This window comes from Gallibacterium trehalosifermentans, from assembly GCF_042433055.1.
GTDB classification, from domain to species: Bacteria; Pseudomonadota; Gammaproteobacteria; order Enterobacterales; family Pasteurellaceae; genus Gallibacterium; species Gallibacterium trehalosifermentans.
This window is the reverse complement of record NZ_JBHLWB010000009.1, coordinates 86568-110365: the sequence shown is the minus strand read 5'-3', so window position 1 is coordinate 110365 and position 23798 is coordinate 86568. Positions and strand designations below refer to the sequence as shown.

The 23798-nt window shown below is 37.5% G+C and carries 18 protein-coding genes and 2 pseudogenes; 14 read left to right on the top strand and 6 right to left on the bottom strand.

Annotated elements, in window-relative coordinates; genetic code table 11:
* Window positions 1-127: 127 nt before the first annotated feature.
* The 13 genes and pseudogenes from pxpB to hfq all read left to right on the top strand — a co-directional run bounded on the left by pxpB (window position 128) and on the right by hfq (window position 12498).
* Complete coding sequence (gene pxpB / locus ACFFHK_RS08290; protein ID WP_382371390.1) at window positions 128-778, top strand: 5-oxoprolinase subunit PxpB; 651 nt, start codon at window positions 128-130, stop codon at window positions 776-778.
* Window positions 775-1707 carry a 5-oxoprolinase subunit C family protein gene (locus ACFFHK_RS08285; protein WP_382371388.1) on the top strand — a complete coding sequence of 311 codons (933 nt, stop codon included), beginning with the start codon at window positions 775-777 and terminating at the stop codon, window positions 1705-1707. The genes pxpB and ACFFHK_RS08285 overlap by 4 nt, the downstream gene beginning before the upstream one ends.
* The gene (gene pxpA, locus ACFFHK_RS08280) at window positions 1694-2434 is read left to right on the top strand and encodes a 5-oxoprolinase subunit PxpA (protein ID WP_382371386.1); all 741 of its coding nucleotides are present in this window, start codon (window positions 1694-1696) and stop codon (window positions 2432-2434) included. The genes ACFFHK_RS08285 and pxpA overlap by 14 nt, the downstream gene beginning before the upstream one ends.
* A 25-nt stretch (window positions 2435-2459) precedes the next feature.
* Window positions 2460-3644, top strand: coding sequence for an NRAMP family divalent metal transporter (locus tag ACFFHK_RS08275; protein ID WP_382371384.1), 1185 nt, complete (start codon window positions 2460-2462; stop codon window positions 3642-3644).
* Between the two features lie 56 nt (window positions 3645-3700).
* Window positions 3701-3946: an OadG family transporter subunit gene (locus ACFFHK_RS08270; RefSeq protein WP_382371382.1), complete on the top strand. Its 246-nt coding sequence runs from the start codon at window positions 3701-3703 to the stop codon at window positions 3944-3946.
* A 2-nt stretch (window positions 3947-3948) separates the two neighbouring features.
* A complete protein-coding gene (locus ACFFHK_RS08265) occupies window positions 3949-5769 on the top strand; it encodes a pyruvate carboxylase subunit B (RefSeq protein ID WP_382371698.1) in 1821 nt (606 codons plus the stop codon).
* Between the two features lie 9 nt (window positions 5770-5778).
* Window positions 5779-7083, top strand: a complete 1305-nt coding sequence (locus tag ACFFHK_RS08260; protein WP_382371696.1) for a sodium ion-translocating decarboxylase subunit beta — start codon at window positions 5779-5781, stop codon at window positions 7081-7083.
* 246 nt (window positions 7084-7329) lie between these two features.
* Window positions 7330-7809, top strand: coding sequence for a tRNA (adenosine(37)-N6)-threonylcarbamoyltransferase complex ATPase subunit type 1 TsaE (gene tsaE, locus ACFFHK_RS08255; RefSeq protein WP_382371380.1), 480 nt, complete (start codon window positions 7330-7332; stop codon window positions 7807-7809).
* Window positions 7810-7867: 58 nt separating this feature from the next.
* A pseudogene (locus tag ACFFHK_RS08250) lies at window positions 7868-8137 on the top strand (AMIN domain-containing protein); the annotation flags it as partial.
* 237 nt (window positions 8138-8374) lie between these two features.
* Window positions 8375-9100, top strand: a pseudogene (locus ACFFHK_RS08245) (N-acetylmuramoyl-L-alanine amidase); the annotation flags it as partial.
* Window positions 9101-9267: 167 nt separating this feature from the next.
* Complete coding sequence (gene mutL, locus ACFFHK_RS08240; RefSeq protein WP_382371379.1) at window positions 9268-11112, top strand: DNA mismatch repair endonuclease MutL; 1845 nt, start codon at window positions 9268-9270, stop codon at window positions 11110-11112.
* 5 nt (window positions 11113-11117) lie between these two features.
* Window positions 11118-12056, top strand: coding sequence for a tRNA (adenosine(37)-N6)-dimethylallyltransferase MiaA (miaA, locus tag ACFFHK_RS08235; RefSeq protein ID WP_382371694.1), 939 nt, complete (start codon window positions 11118-11120; stop codon window positions 12054-12056).
* A gap of 160 nt (window positions 12057-12216) precedes the next feature.
* Window positions 12217-12498 (top strand): RNA chaperone Hfq, encoded by a 282-nt coding sequence (gene hfq, locus ACFFHK_RS08230; protein WP_382371377.1) that lies wholly within the window; start codon window positions 12217-12219, stop codon window positions 12496-12498.
* A 240-nt stretch (window positions 12499-12738) separates the two neighbouring features.
* Here the strand turns inward: hfq and ftsH are convergent, their stop codons facing one another.
* Entirely contained in the window at window positions 12739-14640 is a 1902-nt protein-coding gene (gene ftsH, locus ACFFHK_RS08225; RefSeq protein ID WP_382371375.1) for an ATP-dependent zinc metalloprotease FtsH, read from the bottom strand.
* 65 nt (window positions 14641-14705) lie between these two features.
* Window positions 14706-15335 (bottom strand): 23S rRNA (uridine(2552)-2'-O)-methyltransferase RlmE, encoded by a 630-nt coding sequence (gene rlmE / locus ACFFHK_RS08220; RefSeq protein ID WP_382371373.1) that lies wholly within the window; start codon window positions 15333-15335, stop codon window positions 14706-14708.
* A gap of 244 nt (window positions 15336-15579) precedes the next feature.
* Between rlmE and yhbY the strand changes: the two genes are divergently transcribed.
* Window positions 15580-15882 carry a ribosome assembly RNA-binding protein YhbY gene (gene yhbY, locus ACFFHK_RS08215; RefSeq protein WP_382371371.1) on the top strand — a complete coding sequence of 101 codons (303 nt, stop codon included), beginning with the start codon at window positions 15580-15582 and terminating at the stop codon, window positions 15880-15882.
* Between the two features lie 137 nt (window positions 15883-16019).
* On the opposite strand, the gene acnB is transcribed toward yhbY, so the two are convergent.
* From acnB to thrA, 4 genes are all read right to left on the bottom strand, one after another.
* A complete protein-coding gene (gene acnB, locus ACFFHK_RS08210) occupies window positions 16020-18626 on the bottom strand; it encodes a bifunctional aconitate hydratase 2/2-methylisocitrate dehydratase (RefSeq protein ID WP_382371370.1) in 2607 nt (868 codons plus the stop codon).
* 254 nt (window positions 18627-18880) lie between these two features.
* The gene (gene thrC / locus ACFFHK_RS08205; RefSeq protein ID WP_382371369.1) at window positions 18881-20164 is read right to left on the bottom strand and encodes a threonine synthase; all 1284 of its coding nucleotides are present in this window, start codon (window positions 20162-20164) and stop codon (window positions 18881-18883) included.
* A gap of 20 nt (window positions 20165-20184) precedes the next feature.
* The gene (gene thrB / locus ACFFHK_RS08200) at window positions 20185-21129 is read right to left on the bottom strand and encodes a homoserine kinase (RefSeq protein ID WP_382371367.1); all 945 of its coding nucleotides are present in this window, start codon (window positions 21127-21129) and stop codon (window positions 20185-20187) included.
* Between the two features lie 17 nt (window positions 21130-21146).
* Window positions 21147-23594, bottom strand: a complete 2448-nt coding sequence (thrA, locus tag ACFFHK_RS08195) for a bifunctional aspartate kinase/homoserine dehydrogenase I (protein WP_382371365.1) — start codon at window positions 23592-23594, stop codon at window positions 21147-21149.
* Window positions 23595-23798: the final 204 nt, after the last annotated feature.

The window sequence follows — 23798 nt, the reverse complement described above, 5'->3', positions numbered from 1 at the left end:
CTATCTCACATTCTTCGTTTATTTTTCTATTGCAGATTGATTTTATTGTTAATTTTCATATTTTATGATTGACATTTCTCTTAATTACAGATAAAAGAATATCATTTGTTAACAATAATAAAACATTATGATTACATTTTCTTTTACGAGTGAATACTCAATTATCTGTACACTACCCTCACCAGCAACTTTAGAAAAACAGCAACAAATTTGGCATATTGCGGATCTTGCTAGACAATTACCTTATATCAATGAAGTTGTTGTTGGTATGAATAATTTTACTGTTTATTTCCAAGCGGAAATTTCTCCTGACACCTTAGAACAACAACTAAAACAGTTATGGGTTAATCATTCACAGCAACAGCTTTCCTATCCAAGTAAATTAATTGATATTCCTGTTCACTATGGAGGGGAGTTTGGCGAAGACTTATTCGATGTCGCTAACTATCACAACACAACTCCCCAGCAAATTATTCAACGTCATACTTCTGTAACCTACACCGTTTTTATGATGGGTTTTCAGCCTGGTTTTCCCTATTTAGGTGGCTTACCAGAAAATTTACATACACCAAGGCGAGAACAACCGAGAACCAAAGTCCCCGCTGGGTCAGTCGGTATTGGCGGCAGTCAAACAGGTATTTATCCATTTAGTTCTCCTGGTGGGTGGCAAATCATCGGGCGAACCACAATACCACTTTTTGATATCAAACAAACCCCACCCGTTTTATTAAAAGCGGGAGATCAAATTCGTTTTATAGCAGAGAAAATATATCTATGATTTATATTGAAAAGATTAGTGGATTTGCCCATATCCAAGATTTAGGTCGCTTTGGGTATCGAAATTTTGGTATTGGACACGCAGGCGCGATGGATCCTCTCGCCTTACAAGCAGGTAATTTACTCCTAGAAAACACCTTTGATGCTTCTGCCATAGAACTTTCACTTGGTGGTATCACCCTGACTTTTGATTGTGATACCCCGTTTTGTTTAACTGGAGCTTTATGTGAAGCTTATCTAGACGACAATCCTATCTATGCCTATTGGCGTTATACCGCTAAAGCGAAACAACGTTTAACGATTAAACGACTTACTCAAGGAAATTATTGTTATCTTTGTGTAGCTGGCGGTTTTCTTGTTCCCCAAGTATTAGGATCATACAGTACAGATCTGAAAGCAGGTTTTGGCGGATATAAAGGAAGATGCTTAGCCAAAGGCGATCATATCCCAACAGGCAAACGTGATCTTTATCTGAGCTCAATAGGCATTGAACCGATTGCATTTACTAATAATATTTACTTTATTGCTTCTTCAGAGTTTTCTGCTTTTACCTCAGAGAGTCAACAATATTTTACCCAACAAACTTGGTCTCTATCTCAGAATAGCAACCGTATGGGATACCGTTTTTCAGGTGAAAAACCTTTGCAATTAAAACAACCTTTAGAAATGCTGTCATATGCTGCACCAATGGGCACAGTTCAAGTGCCACCTGATGGTCAACCAATTATTTTAATGGCGGACACTCAAACTACAGGTGGTTATCCTAAAATTGCGTGTGTTATTCAAGCCGATTTAGGACGATTAGCACAAAATAAGTTAGGTGATCCGCTGCAATTCCATCTCATTTCTCGTCAACAGGCATTAGAAATTTCCCAACAAAATCAACTCTATTTAGAAAATATTAGGAGAACTACCTATGAAGCACGTTGATTTAAATATTGATATCGCTGAGGGCTGTAGCAACGATCAGCAATTATTACAACTTGCTACATCTGCAAATATTTCTTGTGGATTACACGCTGGTGATTTCAACGAAATGCGCAAAGCAATCCAATGGGGCAAACGCTATCAAACGCGTATAGGAGCCCACCCTAGCTTTCCTGATCGAGAGAATTTTGGTCGATCAATCATGCAGTTAAGTGATGAAGAGTTAAAAGCTTGTTTGCTTTATCAGCTGGGTGCAATTAAAGCCCTTTGTGATGCTGAAAATATCACACTTGCCTACGTCAAACCTCATGGTGCGTTATATAATCAGGCAGCAAAAGATCTACATTTAGCCACACTATTAGCCCAAACAATTAAGCAATTTGATCCTACGCTTAAACTGATGGGACTCTCTGGAAGTTTGATGTTAACAGTAGCGACTCAGCATGGTTTAGGCACAATTTCTGAAGTTTTTGCGGATCGCCATTATCTATCCGATGGTTCCTTAGTTCCACGCTCTCACCCTCAAGCACTAATTGAAAATGAATCTCAAGCAATCCAACAAGTACTACAAATGGTCTTGCACGGTTCGGTAACAAGCCTTGAGGGTAAGACTATTGCGATTCAAGCAGATAGTATTTGTTTACATGGTGATGGCATACATGCCATTTCATTCGCTGAAAAGATTAGAGAAGCATTAACTGCTCATCAGGTTTCTATTATGCCTAGTTAATTTAAAACAAAAATAAGGAATTATTATGAAAAATAATCGTAGTGCATTATTAGGTGCGGCATTTTTAATGGCAACATCTGCAATCGGTCCAGGATTTTTGACCCAAACAGCAACATTCACTCAAACACTCGCTGCAAGTTTTGGTTTTGTTATTTTACTCTCTATTTTGCTTGATATTGGCGCACAATTAAATATCTGGCGCATCATCACTGTTTCAGAAAAAAAAGCCCAAGATATTGCAAATAATATAATACCTGGTGCAGGCTATTTCTTAGCAATCCTGATTGTTATGGGCGGATTAGCCTTTAATATTGGAAATGTTGGCGGAGCAGGTCTAGGCTTAAATATTCTAACTGGTATTCAACCTGAAATAGGGGCTATTATTAGTGGCGTTATTGCCATCGGTATTTTCTTGTTTAAAGAAGCAGGCAAAATAATGGATCGCTTTGCCCAATTTATGGGATTTATTATGATCGCCCTAACTGTTTACGTTGCCTATAATACCAATCCTCCGATTGCCGACGCGGCTACCCACACTTTTATTCCTGAAAAGATCGATGTCATTGCCATTATTACGCTAGTTGGTGGTACGGTCGGTGGTTATATTACCTTTGCAGGTGCTCATCGTCTTCTTGATGCAGGAATTAAAGGTCAAGCGGCACTAAAAGAAGTCAGTAAAAGTTCTATTTCAGCCATTCTTATTGCCTCTATTATGCGAGTTGTTCTCTTTTTAGCGGTGTTAGGTGTGGTTTCTCAAGGTGTAAAACTTGATCCAGCAAATCCTGCAGCAACGCCTTTTTCTCATGTCGCAGGTAATATTGGCTTAATTATATTTGGAATTGTAATTTGGGCAGCCTCTATTACTTCTGTTATCGGTGCGGCTTATACCTCTGTATCTTTCCTGACAAGCTTTTCCCCTATTTTTGATAAACATAAAAATTATTGGATCATTGCTTTTATTATTATCTCCACGGCAATATTAGCAACCATTGGACGTCCAGCTCAGGTTCTTGTCTTTGTCGGCACATTAAACGGATTAATACTCCCTATTTCATTAGGGTTAATTTTATTAGCTGCACATAAACAAAAAATTGTAGGTACTTATAAACACCCAATTTGGCTGACTATTTCTGGGGTAATTGTCGTTATTTTAATGGCTGTATTAAGTATTATTACTCTCAGCAAATATCTCAATAATATTTTTGCTTAATTCAGCTAAACTAACTATATAGTGATTAATTATTTCCACCATATAGGAATAATTTTATGACAAATTTTGAATTATTAATGGAAGGAGTTAATTTAATGTTTTCAGGAATGGGATTCGTGATTCTGTTCCTGATAGTATTAATTTACTTAGTTAAATTAATGTCTTACATCATAAACAAACTTTCCGCAACGAAAGAGATTTTTATTGGGCAAGCCAATATCAGTCCCAATAAAGATGCACATTTATATCCAATTATTATCGCAGCAATACATCACCATCGCCGTAAACAAGGCAAGGAATAATTATTATGAATAACAATAAAAATATTGCAATTACTGATGTTACCCTATGTGAGGGTAGCGCTTCATTATTATCTTCTCGGTTACATCTAAAAGAGATATTGCCAATCGCAACAGAATTAGATAATAGTGGCTATTGGTCATTAGAAGTGCTCAATAGTGAAATTTTTCATGATTGTCTTCAATATTTCGGCGAAGATCCTTGGGAACGTTTACGAGAACTCAAAAAAGCAATGCCAAAAACCCCTTTACAAATAGCCTTGCAAGGACAACAGTTATTTGGAACTCGCTATTATGCTAATGATGTAATTGATCTTTTTATTGAGCGAGCTATCGCTAATGGTATCAGTATCTTCAGAATTTTTGACGCCATGAATGATATTCGTAATCTGCGACACCCTCTGATTGCAGCTCGTCAAAATGGTGCTCATGTTCAAGGCACATTATGCTATACCACCAGCCCAGCTCATACCTTAAACACTTGGCTAAATCTTACAGAACAACTCTTAGAAATAGGCATAGATTCTTTAGTCATTAAAGATACAGCAGGGATTTTAACCCCAATGGCAGCCTATGAATTAATCAAAGCGATTAAACAACATTTTGAAATAAAATTACATCTTCACTGCAACGCCACAACTGCTGTAGCTGGCATAACACTTTTTAAAGCGATTGAAGCAGGCATAGATGGCATTGATACAACTAATTTTGCTATGCAAAACAACTATGCTCCACCAGCCATAGCACCGTTAATTGTTGTGCTGCAAAATACACCTTTTCAAACCGATCTAAAACTTAACTATTTAGAAAAGGTAGCAAATTATTTGCAAACAGTACGACCAAACACGCCTAATTATGAAACCACTATCATAGGAAATCACTATGCACTATTAAATTCACAGATTCCGTTTCCTATGCAAACCGCTATTAAAACACAATTAGCAAAACATAATGCAGTTGAACAATTTGATGCCGTTTTGCAAGAAAGTACTAATATTCGTAAAGACTTAGGTTATATCCCACTTATCTCTCCATTTACACAAATTGTAACCACGCAAGCCATCGACAATATTTTCACTGGCGATCGTTATCAAACAATAACTAACGAGATTGCAGCGATTGTAAAAGGTAACTATGGCGCAACACCAGATTCCGTAAGTTCTGAATTAAAAGCAAAAGTGTTCAAAGATCAGCTACCATCAACCATTACCCACCCGATTGAGACACTTGCTCCAGAAATGGAAGTATTAACTCGCGAAACATTGCAACAAGCAAAAGCGAAAAATATTCAATTAAAAGCAGATGGCACTGATGATGATATTTTGCTTATCGCATTAGCTCCTGAATCAGGTTGGCATTTTTTACAAAACAGAAATAATCCCTCAGTGTTTAAAAAAGAAGTTGCAAGCAAAACCTCAACCACTTTAGCAGAACATTCTATAAAAACTTCAACACAAGAGATCTATACTGTTGAGTTAGAAGGAAAATCTTTTGTTGTGAAAGTAAGCAATGGCGGTGAAATTGATACGATTACTCCAATCTCTTCACCTACGATCCCTCTTTCACATTCTCCAACACCGCCTCAAACAATATCGAAAGATACCAATACGCAAGCCACAACAGTAACTGCACCAATGGCAGGTGCCGTTGTAAAAATATTGGTTAAGCAGAACCAAACCGTTGCTCAAGGCGATGTCTTATTAATCCTTGAAGCGATGAAAATGGAAATTCAAATTTGTGCCGAAACCTCAGGAACAATCCAAACCATTCATGCCAATGTTGGCGATACGGTTGCTGCTGATGATACATTAATAACAATAATATAAGAGGATATGATGAATAGTTTTGTTGCATTAATACAAGGAATGGGGCTATGGCATTTAACGTTAGGTCAAGCCATTATGATTATCATTAGCTTGCTCTTACTGTGGCTGGCAATTAAACGTCAATTTGAACCTTTATTACTATTACCAATAGGCTTTGGCGGATTGTTAGCAAATATTCCCGATGCAGGGTTAGCAATGACGGCATTAGAAAGTTTACTGCAACAAAACAATCCCGAACATTTAACTATCCTTGCTTCTACCTTAGAGGTACAACCAGAACTTATTACGCTAAAAACCGCTATTGAACAACTCTCTTCATCTCAGCTTCATCAATTTGAGACATTGGCACAAAATTTAGGATATTCGACAGGCATCTTATCGTTATTCTATCAAGTTACGATTGGCTCTGGTGTCGCCCCTTTAATTATTTTTATGGGGGTTGGCGCAATGACCGATTTTGGTCCATTACTAGCAAATCCTAAAACATTACTACTCGGTGCTGCTGCACAATTTGGTATATTTGCCACAGTACTCGGTGCATTAACCTTAAATTATTTTGGACTAATAGAATTTACGTTACCGCAAGCCGCTTCGATTGGCATTATTGGTGGTGCAGATGGTCCAACAGCGATTTATTTAGCGAGTAAATTAGCCCCTGAACTGCTCGGTGCTATTGCCGTTGCTGCGTATTCTTATATGGCATTAGTCCCGCTAATTCAACCACCGATTATTCGCGCGTTAACATCGACTAAAGAACGTCAAATTCGCATGGTTCAATTACGCCCAGTAAGTAAAACGGAAAAAATTGTATTCCCTATCATCTTACTTCTCTTAGTTGCGTTATTACTACCCGATGCCGCACCGCTATTAGGTATGTTCTGTTTTGGTAATCTTATGCGCGAAAGTGGTGTTGTCGAACGATTAAACGATACCGCGCAAAATGCGTTAATCAATATCGTAACCATTTTTTTAGGATTATCTGTTGGTGCAAAATTAGTTGCTAGTAAATTTTTGCAACCACAAACGCTCGGTATTCTTGTTCTAGGCATTATTGCTTTTGCTATAGGGACTGCAAGCGGTATTTTAATGGGGAAATTAATCAATCGTTTTAGTAAAACCGCGATCAATCCTATTATTGGAGCTGCTGGCGTGTCTGCGGTACCGATGGCAGCAAGGGTAGCAAATAAAGTCGGGCTAGAAGCCGATAAACAGAACTTCCTTTTAATGCATGCAATGGGACCAAATGTTGCTGGTGTTATTGGCTCCGCTATTGCAGCGGGCATCATGCTGAAATATGTATCTAACCTAATGTAAAAACGATTAAGACATTAACACTCCCAGCTAAGCAAATTAAGGTAAGCACCAAAAAATTTAGGACTTAGCAAGTAGAACGACAGGAAATAAAAATAAAAAGGCTATCATTTGATAGCCTTATTTATTTTTTGCCCCTTTGTTATTTTGATTTTTTGATCACACTCTTATTTCAACTAGCAAATTTTGCTATGATACTCACTTTTTACGATACACTTATTAATATTTTATTCAGGATTTCATATAACCATGCACTTTCATTTATTTCTTGAAAATGAAGCCGCAACACTTGCTTTTGGTCAAAAGTTGAGTGTATTGCTCACTAACCTAACAGAAAATTTTGTGATTTATTTAAATGGTCAACTTGGTGCAGGTAAAACAACACTAACACGTGCAATTATTCAAAATATGGGTTATCAAGGAAATGTCAAAAGCCCAACTTACGCCTTAGTGGAAGAGTATCATTTACATAATAAAAGCATTTATCACTTTGATTTATATCGCTTAAGTGATCCTGAAGAATTAGAATTTTTTGGTTTTCGTGATTATTTTCGTCCACATACATTATGTCTATTAGAATGGGCAGAAAAAGGCGGTGATTTAGTTCCTCCTGCTGATTTATTAATAACATTAAATTATCAAGACAATGCACGTGAAATAATATTGCAAGCTAACTCTATTGCTGCAGAGCAAATTATTTGCGCTTTAATAACAGATCAAGCAAAATAACCGCTAATTAATTATTTTTCTAAATCATTATAAGTAACCTATTGATATAAAATAAAAAATGAGAAAAATTACTACATTTAGTTATTGGTTAATCACCATGTTATGTCTGATATTCAGCTTATCCAGTTTTGCGGGTACACTGAAATCAATCAATATCCACAATACAGACAAAGAAACTCGTGTCGATTTTCGTTTTAGTTTATCGAGTAAATATAGTTATTTTTATTTAGAAAAACCTCATCGATTAGTTATTGATTTTGTTAATAGCCAAAGTAGTCCAGGGTTACTTCCTAAAAATAATCATACAAATCTACAAAAAATCGGACAAGGTAAACCTAATCGTCCAAATAATCTACGAGTTGTTTTGTATTTGGAACAAAATGTGCGAGCTATTTTTATCAATAATAAAAATGGAATTTCAGTAAAAATTCCCAACCCTAAAGGTACTTCAGAAAAAGTTAACAATATAAAAAAACAAAAGCAGCAAAACCAAAAGAGACAGAATAATCATAACAATACGGTTTTACCTGTTGTCAGTAAAACCCCTTCTCGCTCAACCCCCTATATTATAGCGATTGATCCTGGGCATGGCGGAAAAGATCCTGGCGCAATAGGTAAAATACTAAAAGTTAAAGAAAAAAATATCACATTATCTATCGCTAAAGAGCTAAAAGCATTATTGGATCAAGATCCAAATTTTAAAGCGGTGCTTACTCGTTCTGGCGATTATTTTATTTCTGTGCCAAGCCGCTCTGACATTGCTCGTAAATATAAAGCAAATTTTTTAATCTCTATCCACGCTGACTCGGCGCCAAGCTCATCTCCTAAAGGTGCTTCTGTTTGGGTGCTATCAAATCGCCGTGCTAATAATGAGATGGGAAAATGGTTAGAAGATCATGAAAAGCAATCAGAATTGTTAGGCGGAGCAGGAAATGTGCTATCGACACATAATGAGAAATACCTCGATCAGACAGTACTCGACTTACAATTTGGGCATTCTCAGCGTGTTGGCTATGAACTAGGGGACAATATTTTACGTCGCTTTGGGCAAATTACACAGCTTAGTCGAAAAGAGCCACAACACGCAAGTTTAGGCGTATTACGTGCGCCTGATATTCCATCAGTTTTAGTAGAAACAGGTTTTGTCAGTAATAAAGTAGAAGAACAAAAATTGAATACTCTAACGTATCGCCGACAAATTGCTAGAGCAATTTATAATGGCTTAGTCGATTATCAAAAAAATAATTTAGTCAATATTGTACAAATTCCTAAATCAAATACTCAGAAAAAACATGATGTTGCTATGCCTGACTTTCATAAAGTAGGTAAAAATGAAACGTTATACCAAATTTCACGTACCTATAATATTTCTATTAACCAACTGCTAAAACTTAATCCAACGTTAAACCCAGATCATTTGTTAGTTGGACAAAAAATACGTTTAAAAGAGAAATAATTATGCCAATTCAAATTTTGCCACCACTACTTGCCAATCAAATTGCCGCTGGGGAAGTGGTTGAACGCCCTGCTTCCGTTGTGAAAGAGTTGATTGAAAATAGTTTAGATGCTGGGGCAAATAAAATCCAAATTGATATTGAACAAAGTGGTAGTGGGTTAATTCGTATTCGTGATAATGGCATTGGTATCCCAAAAGAAGAGTTACAACTTTCCTTAATGCGCCATGCTACCAGCAAAATTGCAACGCTAGATGATCTGGAAAATATCCTTAGCCTAGGTTTCCGTGGTGAGGCTTTAGCAAGTATTAGTTCTGTTTCTCGCTTAACGTTAACCTCACGAACAGCAGAGCAAACCGAAGCGTGGCAGGTATATGCGCAAGGACAAGAGATGGAAGCAACAATTCTTCCTGCTTCACACCCAGTAGGTACCACCGTAGAAGTTGCTAATCTCTTTTTTAATACCCCTGCACGTCGTAAATTTTTACGCAGTGATAAAACAGAATTTGCTCATATTGATGAAGTGGTAAAACGTATTGCCCTAGCCAAACCTACGATTCACTTTATCCTCACGCATAATGGAAAATTAATTCACCAATATAAACCAGCAATAGATACCAACGCTCAATTAAAACGCTTATCGGCAATTTGTGGCAATGAATTTACCGAGTACGCATTGCGTATTGATTGGCAATATGAGGACATGCATCTCCATGGCTGGGTAGCCGCACCGCAATTTTATCGAACACAAAATGATTTTAACTTCAGCTACGTCAATGGTCGAATGATGAAAGATAAAGTCATTCTGCACGCTTTACGCCAAGCTTATGCTGATTATCTCTCTACCGATCAATTTCCTGCATTTGTATTATTTTTGGAAATTGATCCTACTCTGGTCGATGTGAATGTTCACCCAACTAAACATGAAGTGCGTTTTCATCAATCCCGCCTTGTACATGATTTTATTTTGCAAGGTGTTATTAACGCTCTCTCACAAACACAACACCTATTTGCCAATGAACATAATGATCAACCAACAACAATCAACACACAAGAACAAGTAGCTGAACCTCAAGCCCAGTATGAATCACCACAGCAAAACTTTAATGCCATGCCACAAAATCGTTCTGCTGCTGGTAAAAATATTTTTAATTATTCCGCAGAACGCTATTTAACAAAAACAAATAAACAAGCGTATCAACAATATCATCATTTGCTGCAATCTGCACATCAAGCTACCACTGAACAATCTACAATATCTCATCAAGAAATATCCTCACCTATCTCAACACAAGATATTGTAAAATCTACAGTTGCCACGGATAGCATAACAACACAATCTCAGCTAAAAGTACTATCGTTTTTACCACAAGGCTTATTATGCTTACAACAACAAGATAGACTCTATCTACTAGCAACAAGAAAACTACAAAAAATTGCATATTTTCATCAATTACAAGATCCAAATAAGTTTTGTCAGGCTTTATTAATTCCAGTGAGCTTTCAATTAGATAAGCAACAATTAGCAAATTATGAGCAATATAAACTCTACTTTGCCCAAGCAGGCTTTACGATTCAACAATATGCAGAAAGAATTACGATTACTCATATTGCCACATTATTACGCCACCAAAATCTACAACAGTTAACCATTAAATTACTTAATGCGACGATTCCCAACAACACGACTTTTCTCCAAATGTTATTTGAGGAAATCCTTGTTGAGCCTATTACTGTCCTAGCTGATGCAATCAACGTCTTACAAGATCTTGAGCAACGCACTACAAATAATACTATTTTAGAAGCATGCATCGAAATTGATTTAACCCCTTATTTAACTGAGCATTGATAATGATGACTAAAAAGCCTCTCGCTATTTTTCTTATGGGACCAACAGCTTCTGGTAAAACAGGGCTGGCTATTCAACTGAGTAAAATACTACCATGTGAAATTATTAGTGTTGACTCTGCATTGATCTATCGAGGTATGGATATTGGTACGGCAAAACCTACGCCTAAAGAATTGGCTGAAACCCCTCACCGATTAATTGATATTAGAGATCCAGTTGAAAGTTATTCGGCAGCGGATTTTCGTTTAGACGCGCTACAGGCGATGCAAGAGATTAGATCTCAAGGCAAAATTCCACTTTTGGTCGGCGGAACAATGCTCTATTACAAAGCTTTATTGGAAGGATTATCGCCTTTACCACAAGCCAACCCAGAAGTCCGAGCTAACATTGAAGCAAAAGCAGAACAATTCGGTTGGCAGGCATTACATCAAGAATTAGCTAAAGTGGATCCAATATCAGCCGCAAGAATTCACCCTAATGATCCACAACGCATCAACCGAGCATTAGAGGTTTACTATCTAACAGGAAAATCATTAACTGAACTCACTGAACAGAAAGGTGAACCGCTTCCGTATCAGTTATTACAATTTGCTATTGCTCCTCAGGATAGAAGCGTATTACACCAACGTATTGAAGAACGTTTTCTACAAATGTTAGATCAGGGATTCCAGCAAGAAGTCGAAAAACTATATCAACGGAGTGATCTGCATTTAGATCTGCCTTCTATTCGTTGTGTTGGCTATCGACAAATGTGGGAATTTTTACAGCATAAATATGATTATGACGAAATGGTTTATCGCGGTATTTGTGCAACAAGGCAATTAGCAAAACGGCAAATTACTTGGTTAAGAGGTTGGAAATCACCAATTATTTGGCTAGATAGTTTAAATATTGAACAAGCGAAATTCACCATTCTTGAAAAAATAATGGAATTTAAATCTTAGTAGATAATCTTTTCATTTCAGTGATGACATAACAAAATATTATTGTTATATTGTTACTCACTATCGGGTAGATAGTACCTTAGTTTAATTACATCACAGCATCTAAAACTAAGATTTTTTTGCATAATTATTAGCATCTTAATCAAAAAAGGAAAAGAAAATGGCAAAAGGACAATCATTACAAGATCCTTATTTAAATGCACTTCGTCGTGAACGTATTCCTGTTTCAATTTACCTCGTAAATGGTATTAAATTACAAGGACAAATTGAGTCTTTTGATCAATTTGTCATTCTCCTTAAAAACACTGTTAGCCAAATGGTATATAAACACGCTATTTCTACAGTTGTTCCTGCGAGAGCTATTTCTCACCACAACCATCAAGCCAATGCTTCTACTGTACAAGAAGAAGATGTGAATAATAGTATCTCTGAAGAAGAATAAATCATTCATCATTAAGAAACAGATTAAAAGATTTCTTTCTTTTTGAAAGAAATCTTTTTAACGTTAACTAGCATTTTTCTACATAAATGACACTTTCTTATTTCACTCTTTTTTAAAGCATATTCAAGCATAGCCCTTTTAATATTTTACAATAAATTAAAATATCCCTAATTAATCAACTTATAAATTAAGTCCAATAAAAAAGGGCTATCCAAAGCCCTTTTTTCTACTATTTTTACATTAAATTTCTGGTGTATCACTATCCTTTTTGGCTTCAGAAACTGACTCTTCAGCCTTATCTTGTTGTTCTGGTTTCTCCATTGGCTTTTCTTTTTCTACCCAACCTGCTGGAGGTGTAACCTCTTGACGCTCCATTAATTGTTTAATTTGTGGCTCATCAATCGTTTCATATTTGACTAGTGCATCTTTCATTGCGTGTAAAATATCCATATTTTCCAGCAGTAACTGATGAGCTCGTTGGTAGTTACGCGACACAATATCACGTACTTCTTCATCAATCGTATGCGCAGTTTCATCTGACATATGTTTTGCTTTCGCCATAGAACGTCCTAAGAACACTTCGCCCTCATTCTCTGCATAGAGAATCGGACCTAACTTACTGGAGAAGCCCCATTCAGTAACCATTTTACGTGCAATATTCGTTGCAACCTGAATGTCATTTGACGCCCCAGTCGACACATTCTCATCACCGTAAATTAATGCCTCTGCAATACGTCCCGCATATAACGTAGAAAGTTTACTTTCTAATTGTTTTTGGCTAATACTAATTTGATCGCCCTCAGGTAAGAAGAAAGTTACCCCTAATGCTCTACCACGAGGAATAATTGTTACTTTATGCACAGGATCATGTTCTGGTACGAGATACCCAACAATAGCGTGTCCTGCTTCATGATAAGCGGTTGATTCTTTTTGCTTATCCGTCATCATCATGGTACGACGCTCAGGTCCCATATTGATCTTATCTTTCGCTTTTTCAAATTCGATCATAGTAACCAATCGTTTATTAGTACGAGCAGCAAATAACGCAGCTTCATTGACTAAGTTTGCGAGGTCTGCACCTGAATAACCTGGCGTACCACGCGCAATCGTCATCGCATCAACATCGCCAGCCAATGGAATTTTACGCATATGTACTTGCAAAATTTGCTCACGCCCACGTACATCAGGCAAACCAACAACAACTTGACGGTCAAAACGACCTGGGCGAGTTAACGCTGGATCAAGGACATCTGGGCGGTTAGTTGCTGCAATCACAATAACCCCTTCATTCCCCTCAAAGCCGTCCATTTCAACTAACATTTGGTTTAACGTTTGTTCACGCTCATCATGACCACCGCCTAAACCTGCACCACGTTGGCGACCAACCGCATCAATTTCATCAATAAAAATCAAACAAGGCGCAGCTTTTTTCGCTTGTTCAAACATATCACGAACACGAGAAGCCCCGACACCAACAAACATTTCAACAAAGTCAGATCCTGAAATGGTAAAGAATGGTACTTTTGCCTCACCAGCAATAGCTTTTGCTAACAAGGTTTTACCTGTTCCTGGAGGACCAACCATTAAAATCCCTTTTGGAATTTTTCCGCCTAATTTTTGGAATTTGCTTGGATCACGTAAGAAATCAACAATCTCGCCGACTTCTTCTTTCGCTTCATCACACCCTGCCACATCGGCAAAGGTTGTTTTAATTTGTTCTTGAGTCATCATTCTGGCACGGCTTTTACCAAACTTCAAAGCACCGCCACCGCCACCTTGCATTTGACGCATAAAGAAGATCCACACCCCAATTAACAGCAACATTGGGAACCATGAAATTAAGATTTGCGCCAATAACCCTCGTCTTTCTGGAGGCGTACCCGCTACCTTAACATCTTTCTTTAATAAATCATCTAACACTTTATCATCATATAATGGCATAACGGTTTGATATTTATCGCCATTTTTCTTTGTAACAGTAATCTCATTACCATCAAATACAGTTTCTGAAATTTGATTATTACCAATATCCGTAATAAATGTAGAGTAATCGATCGAGTCTCTCGAACTACCAGAAAAACCTTGGAAAACGGTCATAAGCACAACGGCTACGACACTCCAAAGCATGATATTTTTAAGCATATTATTATTTTTCAAGGTAAATCCCCGTTTATATTTGTTTGATTAAAAAATGGTTTTCTTTGTGGTTAATGTTTATAACCAGTTGCAACAATATAGACTTCCCGTGAGCGATCTCTTGAAGCCTCTGGTTTGCGTACTTTTACATTCTTAAATAATGAGCGAATTTCTCGTAGATATTCATCAAAGCCCTCTCCTTGAAACACTTTCACCACAAAACTACCTTGTGTAGCAAGAACTTGCTTACACATATCTAAAGCTAACTCGACAAGATACATTGCACGTGGAATATCCACCGAAGGCATACCACTAAAATTAGGTGCCATATCAGACATCACCACATCAACTTTATTCTCACCAATCTTATCTAGCAATGTATGTAAGACCTTTTCTTCACGAAAATCGCCTTGTAAAAAATCAACCCCAACAATAGGATCCATATCTAAAATATCACAAGCAATAACCCGACCTTTTTGTCCAATTTGAGTTACAACATATTGCGACCACCCTCCAGGGGCAGCACCAAGATCGACCACGGTCATATTTGGCTTAAATAATTTATCCGTTTTTTGGATTTCATCTAATTTAAAATAGGCTCGTGAACGCAATTTTTGCTTATGAGCCTGTTGAACAAATTTATCTTTGAAATGTTCGTTGAGCCAGCGAGTCGAACTAGCTGAACGTTTTTTCTTACCCATAACTACTCAAATCTAAAACTAATTACATTGCTATCAAAAAATACCGATACTATATGATGATTATTATCTAAATTTCAAGGCAAAGTAATATAAATTAAACGAATACAGTAATAGGTAAGAAAATTATCACGAATTACACTTAAACGAGATATAGATTCTGTCATTTTTACTGAATTCCTTTCTATTTTGTTCATAACTGTTTACAATCGTATGTTTTACAGATTTATGATTTATAAGGATCAATATGGCACTTACTCTTTCAACAAAACAAAAGCAATATCTAAAAGGTTTAGCTCATCATCTAAATCCTGTTGTGTTATTAGGTGGGAATGGGCTAACTGAAGGTGTTATTGCTGAAATTGATAATGCGCTTAGCCACCACGAATTAATTAAAGTGAAAATTTCTGGTGTAGAACGTGAAGATAAAGAATTAGTTACTGCCGCAATCGTACGTGAAACAGGTGCTTATGCTGTACAACGTATCGGGCATATTTTAGTTCTCTATCGTCCAAGCAAAGAGCCTGCAATTATCTTGCCTAAAAAATAACTTCATATCGAAAAAAGAAAAGCGGGATATTACTATCTAAATTTACCAGAAAAGATACCTGTAATAGTAACCCCATCATACTAATGATGGGGTTGCGTTTTTAACGAGATAAATAAGAAATACAACAATATGATCAATTAAACTTGTGTTTGGAAGATCACTTCCTCAGCTTTCTTCACATAACTATTAATTTTATCAAAATTCATATAACGATAAGTATCGTCTTTATCTTGTTGTAAATCCGCTGCATAGCTTAAATATTCTTCTGGTGTTGGCAGTTTACCCAATAATGCTGCCACAGCTGCTAATTCTGCCGAAGCGAGATAAACATTCGCACCTTGACCTAAACGATTCGGGAAATTACGAGTCGAGGTAGAAACAACAGTTGATTTCGGCGCAACTCGTGCTTGGTTACCCATACAAAGTGAACAACCTGGCATTTCTGTTCTCGCACCACTCTTACCAAAAATACTGTAATAACCCTCTTCGGTTAATAATGCAGCGTCCATTTTCGTTGGTGGTGCAATCCATAACCGAGTTGGAATCACATCAGCAAATTTATTGAGCAATTTACCCGCTGCACGGAAGTGTCCAATATTGGTCATACAAGAACCAATAAAGACTTCATCAATCTTATCGCCTTGTACTTCAGATAATTTACGTGCATCATCTGGATCATTTGGCGCACAAAGAATTGGCTCTTTAATTTCGTCCATATTGATTTCAATCACTGCCGCATATTCTGCATCTGGATCTGCTTCTAATAATTGTGGATCAGCCAACCAAGCCTGCATATTTTTAATGCGGCGCTCTAAGGTACGAGCATCACCATAACCTTCGGCAATCATCCATTTTAATAAAGTAATATTAGAATTGAGATATTCGATAATCGGTTCTTTATTTAATTTAATTGTACAAGCTGCCGCAGAACGTTCTGCTGAAGCATCTGACAACTCAAACGCTTGTTCAATTTTAAGATTTTCTAAACCTTCAATCTCTAAAATACGACCTGAGAAAATATTTTTCTTCCCTTTTTTCTCAACAGTGAGTAACCCCTGTTGAATTGCATAATATGGAATAGCATGGACTAAATCACGCAATGTAATACCTGGTTGCATTGTGCCTGTAAAACGTACTAACACTGATTCAGGCATATCTAATGGCATTACACCCGTTGCAGCAGCAAATGCGACTAATCCTGAACCTGCTGGGAATGAAATACCGATTGGGAAGCGAGTATGTGAATCGCCACCAGTTCCTACGGTATCAGGTAATAACATACGGTTTAACCAAGAGTGAATAATACCATCACCAGGACGTAACGATACCCCGCCACGATTCATAATAAAATCAGGTAAGGTATGGTGTGTGGTCACATCAACTGGTTTTGGATAGGCGGCAGTATGACAGAAAGATTGCATCACTAAATCCGCAGAGAATCCTAAACAAGCAAGATCTTTCAACTCATCACGTGTCATTGGCCCTGTTGTATCTTGTGAACCAACCGATGTCATACGCGGTTCGCAATATTGTCCTGGACGAATTCCTTCAACGCCACAAGCACGACCGACTAATTTTTGTGCTAAGGTAAAGCCTTTATTACTTGCTGCGACTGATTGTGGTTTAACAAAGACATCGCTTTCACCTAAACCTAACGCTTGTCTTGCTTTATGGGTTAAGCCACGACCGATGATCAATGGAATACGTCCACCAGCACGTACCTCATCAAGTAATACTTTAGTTTTTAAACTAAAGGTCGCTAACACTTCATCACTATCATGACGACAAATTTTGCCTTCATATGGATAAATATCAATCACATCACCCATATTTAATGCAGTTACATCAACCTCAATCGGTAATGCACCAGCATCTTCTAAGGTATTAAAGAAAATTGGGGCAATTTTTCCACCCAATACCACACCACCAGCACGTTTATTCGGAATAAATGGAATATCTTCACCCATGTGCCATAACACAGAGTTAGTTGCCGATTTACGAGAAGATCCCGTACCCACCACATCACCAACATACGCTAAAGGAAAACCTTTTTCTTTTAATTGGTTAATTTGACTAATTGGACCAACTTCCCCCTCTTTATCAGGTGTAATACCATCACGGCTATTTTTTAGCATTGCTTTTGCATGTAATGGAATATCAGGACGAGACCACGCATCTTGTGCAGGAGAAAGGTCATCAGTATTGGTTTCACCCGTTACTTTAAACACTGTTACGGTAATTTTGTCTGCTAATTTAGGACGAGATAAGAACCATTCGGCATCTGCCCAAGATTGCAATACTTGTTTAGCAAATGGATTACCCGCAGTTGCTCTTTCTGCAACATCATGGAAACTATCAAACATTAATAAAGTATGAGATAACGCTTTTACTGCTAAAGGGGCAAGTTTATCGTTATCAAGCGCTTTCACTAAAGGTTCAATATTGTAACCACCTTGCATCGTTCCCAATAATTCTACTGCACGTTCTTGGCTAATTAATGGTGATGTAACATCGCCAGCTACTAATGCAGATAAAAAAGAAGCCTTAACATAAGCTGCTTCATCAACACCTGCTGGGATACGAATTTCAAAAAGAGTTAAAAGATAATCTGGATTGTCTTGAGAAGGGGCTTTTAAAAGTTCTATTAATTGCGCAGTTTGTTCCGCATCTAATGGTAATGGAAAAACGCCTTCTGCCTGTCTTTGTTCAACGTGTTTTTGATAATCACCTAAGAAATTAGCCATATGATAAATCCTTACGTTAATTTGTTGCTAGAGTATGAAGTAAATTTATGTTAGTAGTTATCCTTAATGTTAACTATTTGTTAATATAAATCTACACGTTAGGAAAGTCAAAAGAACAAAAAAAGAGATTATTAGAATTTTGATCTACTTCTAAAAAATTTTTGCAAGAATCTAAAATGGCTTATTATCATAAAAAATAACCCTCTTGACCGATTGTTATCAGTAAGAGGGTTTTCGTTTTTAACGTTTCTTGATTATTTCACTGCAGATAACAGATAATTTCTCAACACTGCAAAATCAGCTGGCATTGTAGTAGATAATAAAGGTAATGCATTATGTTTCGCTAATGCTTCTGGTAATGGCACCTCAATATCTAAAATACGCTCAACACTCTCTTTAAATTTTGCTGGGTGTGCCGTACAGAGAAATACCCCTGTTTCGCCCTCGCTTAAATCATTTTTCAACACACGGTAAGCGATCGCCCCATGTGGCTCGCAAACATAACCTTTTGCATACATTGCTTGTAAAGTTTCTTCCGTTTCTGCGTCAGTAACACTATCAGAATGTAATTCGTTTAATGACCATTGCTGACGGCGGAATAATTCTTCGACTCGAGGCCAGTTATTTGGTCGGCTAACGTCCATTGCATTAGATAGTGTGGCAACGGTTGGGTACGGATCCCATTGATGTGAACGTAAATAACGAGGTACGGTATCATTCGCATTAGTTGAGGCGATAAAACGTTTAATTGGTAAGCCAATCGCCTTAGCAATTAACCCCGCCGTTAAATTCCCAAAATTACCGCTCGGCACAGATACCACTAAATTCTCTCTTTTTTCTGCTGGTAATTGAGCAACTGCTTCAAAATAATAGCAAATTTGTGCTAATAAACGGCTAATATTAATGGAGTTTGCCGAGTTTAAACCAATCGCTTCACGGAGTTCTTGATCATCAAAGGCTTGTTTAACTAAGGCTTGGCAAGCATCAAAATCGCCCTCGATCGCAATCGTACGAATATTGCCACCTAAGGTACAGAATAATTTTTCTTGTAAAACACTAATTTTGCCTTTTGGATATAAAATGACAACATCAATATTTTCTAAGCCATAAAATGCGTGAGCAACTGCCGCACCAGTATCCCCTGAGGTCGCCGTTAAAATGGTAATTTTGCCATCTTTACGCACTGCAGCTAATGCTTGTGCCATAAAACGTCCACCAAAGTCTTTAAATGCCAAAGTTGGACCATGAAACAATTCTAAAGCATAAATATTCTCTTCAACTTTCGCAACAGGTGCAGGGAAAGTAAAGGCATTAGCCACCATCTGCGCAAGTTTTTCCGCTGGAATTTCATCACCAATAATCGCCGATAAAATACGTTGACTACGCTCTACCAGTGGTAATGCAAGTAATTCTTCAACATTAGCAAAATAAGGTAATTTCTCAGGAAAGAATAGCCCTTGATCCTTACCTAAACCTTGACGAACTGCTTGAGCAAAATTCACCTGTTCTTCTGGATATTTAATATTATATAAATTCATTGTGTTACCTTTTATTTCAATTAACCCAGTTGTCTTGCGCCTTGATTATCTACTTTACAGATATGCACAAAACCTTCGTTATTTTGTAAATAGTGTTTCTCTAAATAATCCGCCACTTTTGTTGCTACCATAAGATCTGGCGCAATGGAGAACATCGTCGGACCAGAACCAGAAATCCCTGTTGCTAATGCACCAAGATCTTGTGCCGCTTGTTTCACTTCTGCAAAATTTGGCAATAATTGTTGGCGGTAAGGTTCAGCAATCACATCTTTCATCATAATTGCTGCTAAATTCTCTTGCTGTGTATGACAAGCATGTACAAAACCACCGAGATAGCGTCCATGCGAAATCACATCTTGGCGAGTATAACTTTTCGGTAGAATTGCTCTTGCTTCTGCAGTCGAAACTTCAATCCCTGGATAGGCTAATACCCAATACCAATGATCAAAAAATGGCAAACGTTGACAAATTGATCCTAACGATTGCACCATAAATTGCACGCCCCCCATATAGCACGGCGCAACATTATCATAATGAATTGAGCCTGAAATACGCCCCTCTAACTCACCCATCATTTCCAATAATTCCATATCAGAGAAAGGTTCTTGATGGAATTGATTCAGTGCAACTAATGCCGCCACAATGGAACAAGCACTCGATCCTAATCCAGAACCGATTGGCATATTTTTTTCTAATGTTAAGCATAATGGTTTTACCTGTTTATTACGCAATTTTAGACGCTCACTAAATAAGACATAAGCTTGATAAACAATATTTTTTTGTGGTTCTTTGGGTAATTTACGCACAAAATAGCCAACCGCTTCAAATTCAAATTGTGTAGCACAATCTTCAATTTGAATCACATCTCCTAATAATGAACCATCAACTGGTGAAATTGCTGCTCCCAGTGTATCAAACCCGACACTAATATTTGCACTAGAAGCAGGCGCATAAATTCGTAACATAATTTCCCTCTTTTTCATTAGCGGCGTAATGTGCGCAAAATATCGGCAAAGATGCCCGCTGCAGTAACATCATTACCCGCACCATAACCGCGTAATAATAATGGAATTGGAGAATAATAACGAGTATAAAATGCAAGTGCATTCTCGCCATTTTTCACTTTATATAATGGATCTTCGGCATCAACTGCTTTAATTGCTACGCGACACTTACCTTGTCTAATTTCACCAACATAGCGCAGCACTTTCCCTTCAGCTTGTGCCGCTTGCACACGTTGCGCAAATTCCGCATCTAATTCAGGTAACATTGCCATAAACTCAGCGGTCGATTTTCCTTTCGCAAAATCTTTTGGCAACACACCCTCCACTTCAATATCGCTTAACTCTAATTCTAATCCTGCTTCACGTGCTAAAATTAATAATTTACGGGCAACATCTTGTCCTGACAGATCATCACGAGGATCGGGCTCCGTAAATCCTTTCTCTTTTGCTAAGCGAGTTACTTCAGATAACGATTTACCTTGTTCTAATTCACCAAAAATAAAAGATAATGAACCCGATAAAATCCCATCAAATACTTCAACTTCATCACCTGCCGCCAATAAATTTTGTAAATTTTCGATAACAGGTAAACCTGCGCCAACATTAGTGTCATATAAAAACAGACGTTGATTGGCTAATGCTGCTGCACGCAACTGATGATAGTACGCTAGGCTTGACGTATTTGCTTTTTTATTTGGTGTAACAACGTGGAAACCTGCATTTAAGAAATGGAGATAACTATCGGCAATCTCTTGATTAGATGTACAATCAACCAAAATTGGATTTAATACATGTTGATCTTGTACAGCTTCAATAATACGACGAACAGAGAAATTTTCTGTTGCATTCGCCAGATCTGCACGCCAATTTGTTAAATCCACTCCTTCAACATTAAGTAAAACTTTCTTAGAATTTGCAATTCCGCAAACACGAATAGCGATATTTTTTTCAGCTAAAAATTGTTGTTGGTGAGCAATTTGATCGAGCAATTCACTTCCTACTCCCCCTGCGCCAATCAGAAAAACGCGGAGTGATTGTTGGCTATTAAATAATGCACGGTGGGTTGCTTTAACACCTTCAATCGCTTTATTTAATGGCACAACAGTAGAAATAGAACGTTCTGATGATCCTTGCGCAATCGCAACAATATTGACATTCGCTTGTGCCAATGCAGTAAAGAATTTAGCCGCAATACCACGACTTTTACGCATACCATCACCCACTACCGAGATGATTGCAAGATTATCTAAAATTTCGATTTCATCTAATGCTCCCGATGCTAATTCAGTTGCAAAAGCGCGTTTTAATGCACTTTTTGCTTTATTAGCTGATTTTTGTGGTACACAGAAACTAATACTATATTCTGATGAAGATTGGGTAATTAAAATGACTGAAATACCTGCTTTTGACATTGTATCAAACACACGTGCAGCCATACCCACCATACCCTGCATACCTGGTCCTGATACATTAAACATCGCCACATCATTTAAATTAGTAATCCCTTTCACCTGTAACGTTTCGGAATGTACATTGCCATCAATCAATGTTCCAGGTGCACTTGGATTGCCTGTATTTTTAATTAAGCAAGGAATATTAAATTGCGCAATCGGGGCAATAGTACGAGGGTGAATCACTTTCGCGCCAAAATAAGAAAGTTCCATTGCCTCCTGATAAGACATAGTCTCCAATAAACGCGCATCTGGCACTAAACGCGGATCACAAGTATAAACCCCATCAACATCAGTCCAAATTTCACAACAATCAGCACGCAAACACGCCGCTAATACCGCTGCAGAATAGTCAGAACCATTACGCCCCAATACCATTAATTCGCCTTTATCGTTACCAGCCGTAAAACCAGCCATTAAGACAACACTTTGTTTTGCAATAGCTGGCGCATTAATGCGTTTTGTCGACTCTTCAATATCTACTGAAGACTCTAAATATTCACCATGCGCTAATAATTGTTTAACAGGATCAATCACGTGAACTTGATAGCCTTGAGCTTCAACCCAACCTGCCATAATAGCAATCGATAGTTTTTCGCCACGCGAAATAATGGAAGCATTGATATTGTCAGGACATGGTGTTTGCGGAGAGAAAAGTGATAAAGTTTGTTCGATTTGTGCAAATTCTTGTTGGACAGTATTTCTTAATTTTACATCGTCAAATTTTGCGTTTTGTTGTTTTAATCCCACTAAGATTGTTTCAAATATTTGTTTCGCTTCTTGAAAATCTTTCTGCTTATCTTCACCTTTATTTGTTTTATCCACTAACGCCACTAAATAGTTAGTGATTTTTGCTGGTGCAGATAGCACACCTGCTGCTTGATCCTTTCGATGCGCCTGCAAAATTAATTCCCCAGCTTGTGAAAAACGTTGTGGATTTGCTAGTGAAGTACCACCAAATTTTAATACTCGCATGATGTTGTCCTCTATCTTGTTGTATTTTAAAAATTCAAATTGAAACCATAAAAAAACCCGCACTTTGTTAGGTGCGGGTTCTATAAACACTAAATTCTGTGTGCTAACCCGCCCCACTAATAATAATGGTCATCATAATGCGGGTAATCGTCATATTCATTACTGCCATGGGTTACTACACAGAAGAAAATACCTTGTTAATTC

Bases quoted from the DNA above. Each gene is read 5' to 3' on its own strand.
- ACFFHK_RS08260 (WP_382371696.1), top strand. From the start codon at position 5,779: ATGAATAGTTTTGTTGCATTAATACAAGGAATGGGGCTATGGCATTTA.
- hfq (WP_382371377.1), top strand. From the start codon at position 12,217: ATGGCAAAAGGACAATCATTACAAGATCCTTATTTAAATGCACTTCGT.
- yhbY (WP_382371371.1), top strand. From the start codon at position 15,580: ATGGCACTTACTCTTTCAACAAAACAAAAGCAATATCTAAAAGGTTTA.
- thrA (WP_382371365.1), bottom strand. From the start codon at position 23,594: ATGCGAGTATTAAAATTTGGTGGTACTTCACTAGCAAATCCACAACGT.
- acnB (WP_382371370.1), bottom strand. From the start codon at position 18,626: ATGGCTAATTTCTTAGGTGATTATCAAAAACACGTTGAACAAAGACAG.
- miaA (WP_382371694.1), top strand. From the start codon at position 11,118: ATGACTAAAAAGCCTCTCGCTATTTTTCTTATGGGACCAACAGCTTCT.
- ACFFHK_RS08270 (WP_382371382.1), top strand. From the start codon at position 3,701: ATGACAAATTTTGAATTATTAATGGAAGGAGTTAATTTAATGTTTTCA.
- mutL (WP_382371379.1), top strand. From the start codon at position 9,268: ATGCCAATTCAAATTTTGCCACCACTACTTGCCAATCAAATTGCCGCT.
- ACFFHK_RS08275 (WP_382371384.1), top strand. From the start codon at position 2,460: ATGAAAAATAATCGTAGTGCATTATTAGGTGCGGCATTTTTAATGGCA.
- thrB (WP_382371367.1), bottom strand. From the start codon at position 21,129: ATGTTACGAATTTATGCGCCTGCTTCTAGTGCAAATATTAGTGTCGGG.
- pxpA (WP_382371386.1), top strand. From the start codon at position 1,694: ATGAAGCACGTTGATTTAAATATTGATATCGCTGAGGGCTGTAGCAAC.
- ACFFHK_RS08285 (WP_382371388.1), top strand. From the start codon at position 775: ATGATTTATATTGAAAAGATTAGTGGATTTGCCCATATCCAAGATTTA.
- thrC (WP_382371369.1), bottom strand. From the start codon at position 20,164: ATGAATTTATATAATATTAAATATCCAGAAGAACAGGTGAATTTTGCT.
- rlmE (WP_382371373.1), bottom strand. From the start codon at position 15,335: ATGGGTAAGAAAAAACGTTCAGCTAGTTCGACTCGCTGGCTCAACGAA.
- tsaE (WP_382371380.1), top strand. From the start codon at position 7,330: ATGCACTTTCATTTATTTCTTGAAAATGAAGCCGCAACACTTGCTTTT.
- ftsH (WP_382371375.1), bottom strand. From the start codon at position 14,640: ATGCTTAAAAATATCATGCTTTGGAGTGTCGTAGCCGTTGTGCTTATG.
- pxpB (WP_382371390.1), top strand. From the start codon at position 128: ATGATTACATTTTCTTTTACGAGTGAATACTCAATTATCTGTACACTA.